Raw genomic sequence first — 2881 nt, 5'->3', positions numbered from 1 at the left:
GGACGGGCGGAAGGCAGCCGTTCTGCCTTCTCCGCCGCGCCGCTGGCCATGGCCGTCGTCGACCGCGACGGCCTGGTGGTCGGCGCCAACGACACCTTCGGCGCGCTGTTCGGCGGCGGTCCCGAGGAGTTCACCGGGCAGCCGGCCGCCGATCTGGTGGACCTGACCTCCGACGCCCGGACCCGGCACGCCTACCACGAGGTGCTGCACGGCGGGCAGGCCCGGCTGCGCTGCGTCCGCCGCCTGAAACATCCCGACGGCCACTGCCTGTGGGTCCAGATCACCGTCGCTCCCCTGGCGCCGGAGTCCCCGGACGTGCTGCTGTCCGTCGCCGACATCAGCGCCCGGCGCGAACTCCAGGACCGGCTGAGGCACTTGCAGAACCATGACCCGGTGACCCGGCTGCCCAACCGCACCCTGTTCTTCGAGCGCCTGTCGGCCGCGCTGGAGGCGGAGTCGTACGAACGCGGCGGGAGCGGCCGGATCGGCCTGTGCTACCTGGACCTGGACGGTTTCAAGGCGGTCAACGACACCCTCGGCCACCGGACCGGCGACCGGCTGCTCGCGGCCGTGGCCGAACGGCTGACCCGGTGCGCGGACGAGGCCGGCCACGGCCGCACGAGCGCCCCGCTGGTGGCCCGGCTCGGCGGCGACGAGTTCGCGCTGCTCGTGGAGGACTCGACCGGCACCGAGCAGCTCGCGGAGCTGGCGGAATCGGTGCTCGCGGCCCTGCAGACGCCGTTCGAGGTCTCCGGCCGGCGCCTGTCGGTGTCGGCCTCCATCGGCGTGGTCGAACGGCACGCGGCCGGGACGTCGGCCACCGCGCTGATGCAGGCGGCCGACACGACGCTGTACTGGGCGAAGGCGGACGGCAGGGCCCGCTGGACCCTGTTCGACCCGGAGCGCAACGCGCACCGCATGACCCGCCAGGCCCTGGTCTCCTCACTGCGCGCGGCCGTCGAACGCGGTGAGTTCACCCTGGAGTACCAGCCGCTGGTCGGCATGGACGACGGGCGGCTGCGCGGGGTGGAGGCCCTGGTGCGCTGGCGGCATCCGCAGTTCGGCACGCTGACGCCGAATCGGTTCATCGCACTGGCGGAGGAGGACGGCTCGATCGTGCCGCTGGGCCGCTGGATCCTGGCCACCGCCTGCCGCCAGGCCCGCCGCTGGCAGCTGGACCACCCGGACGAGCCGCCGATCTTCGTCAGCGTCAACGTCGCGGTCCGCCAGGTGTGGGACTCCGACCTGGTCGCGGACGTGGCCGAGGTGCTGGCCGAGACCGGGCTGGCGCCGCACCTGCTGCAACTGGAGCTGACCGAGTCGGCGGTGATGGGCTCGGCCGGCCGGCCGCTCCAGGCCCTGCGGGCGCTGAGCGACATGGGCGTGCACATCGCCATCGACGACTTCGGCACCGGCTACTCCAACCTCGCCTACCTCAGCCGGCTGCCGGTGTCGGCGCTGAAGCTGGACGGTTCCTTCGTACGGGGCTTCCAGCACGAGGAGCGGGAGGGTGCGGCGGGGCGGCCGAGCCCCGCGGACGAGGTCATCGTGGAGGCGATGGTCCAGCTCGCCCACCGGCTGGGGCTCACCGTCACCGCCGAGTGCGTGGAGACCTGCGACCAGGCCAGCCGGCTACGCCGGATCGGCTGCGACACCGGACAGGGGTGGCTGTACTCCCGGCCGGTGCCGCCGGACCGCATCTCCGAGCTGCTGGACAGCCGGTGCTGAGCCTCGCTCAGTTCCCGGGCAGACCGTAGGCGTCGGCGATGAGTTCGTAGCTGCGCAGGCGTATGTCGCCGCTGTGCGCGTTGCTCGTGATCATCAACTCGTCGGCGCCGGTGCGCTGGTGCAGGTCGTCGAGGCCGGCGCGGACCTCGTCGGGGGTGCCGTGCACGACGTTCGCGTTCCAGGATGCGACGAACTCCCGCTCCATCGTGCTGAATTCGTACGCCTCCGCCTCCTCGGGAGTGGGGACGAGGCCGGGGCGTCCGGTGCGCAGCCGGACCATGTTCAGCGCGGCGGCCAGCACCTGGCGGCGGGCCTCCTTCTCCTCGTCGGCGGCGAGCGCGGCGACGCCGATCAGGGCGTACGGGGCGTCGAGCACCGCGCTCGGCCGGAAGGACTCGCGGTACAGGTCGAGGGCGGGGAGGGTGTTCTGCGCGGAGAAGTGGTGGGCGAAGGCGAAGGGCAGGCCGAGCGTGCCGGCGAGGCGGGCGCTGAACCCGGAGGAGCCCAGCAGCCAGATCGGCGGTCGGTGCAGGGACTGCACGCCGCCCGGCGAGGTGCCCTGGACGGGGCCGGGGACGGCGTGGATACGGCGGTAGGGGTGGCCGTCGGGGAAGTCGTCGTCGAGGAAGCGGGTCAGCTCGGCGAGCTGCTGGGGGAAGTCGTCCGCGCCTTCGCTCAGCCGCTCGGTGCGGCGCAGGGCGGCGGCGGTGGCGCCGTCCGTGCCGGGGGCCCGGCCGAGGCCGAGGTCGATACGGCCGGGGGCCATGGCCTCCAGGGTGCCGAACTGCTCCGCGATGACCAGGGGGGCATGGTTGGGGAGCATGACTCCGCCGGAGCCGAGGCGGATGCGGTGGGTGTGGGCGGCGAGGTGGGCGAGGATCACCGCCGGTGAGGAGGAGGCGACGCCGGGCATGGAGTGGTGTTCGGCGACCCAGTAGCGGTGGTAGCCACGGGTCTCTGCGAGGGCTGACAGGGCGACGCTGGTCCTGAGGGCGTCGGTCGCGGTGTGGCCCGCGCCCACGGTGACGAGGTCCAGTACGGACAGGGGGACGGGGGCGGTTCCGTGGGTCGTTCCCCTGATCTCGTCTGCCACCGGTGCCTCCTGTTTTCGCCGTTCGCTTTTCCGACCGGTGTCAACAGGGTGCCGTTGCTT

At 73.0% G+C, this 2881-nt stretch carries 2 protein-coding genes; one reads left to right on the top strand and one right to left on the bottom strand.

The features are described 5' to 3' along the window. On the top strand, positions 1-1728 hold a 1728-nt coding region (locus tag C1I97_RS34585; protein ID WP_111006932.1), incomplete at its 5' end, for a putative bifunctional diguanylate cyclase/phosphodiesterase. A gap of 7 nt (positions 1729-1735) precedes the next feature. Here the strand turns inward: C1I97_RS34585 and C1I97_RS34580 are convergent. Next, positions 1736-2821, bottom strand: coding sequence for an LLM class flavin-dependent oxidoreductase (locus tag C1I97_RS34580; protein ID WP_111006931.1), 1086 nt, complete (start codon positions 2819-2821; stop codon positions 1736-1738). Between the last annotated feature and the right edge of the window lie 60 nt (positions 2822-2881).

The sequence above is a fragment of the Streptomyces sp. NTH33 genome (assembly GCF_003236365.1).
Lineage (GTDB): Bacteria > Actinomycetota > Actinomycetes > Streptomycetales > Streptomycetaceae > Streptomyces.
The sequence above is the reverse complement of the archived record's forward strand: the minus strand, read 5'-3'. Positions and strand labels throughout refer to the sequence as shown.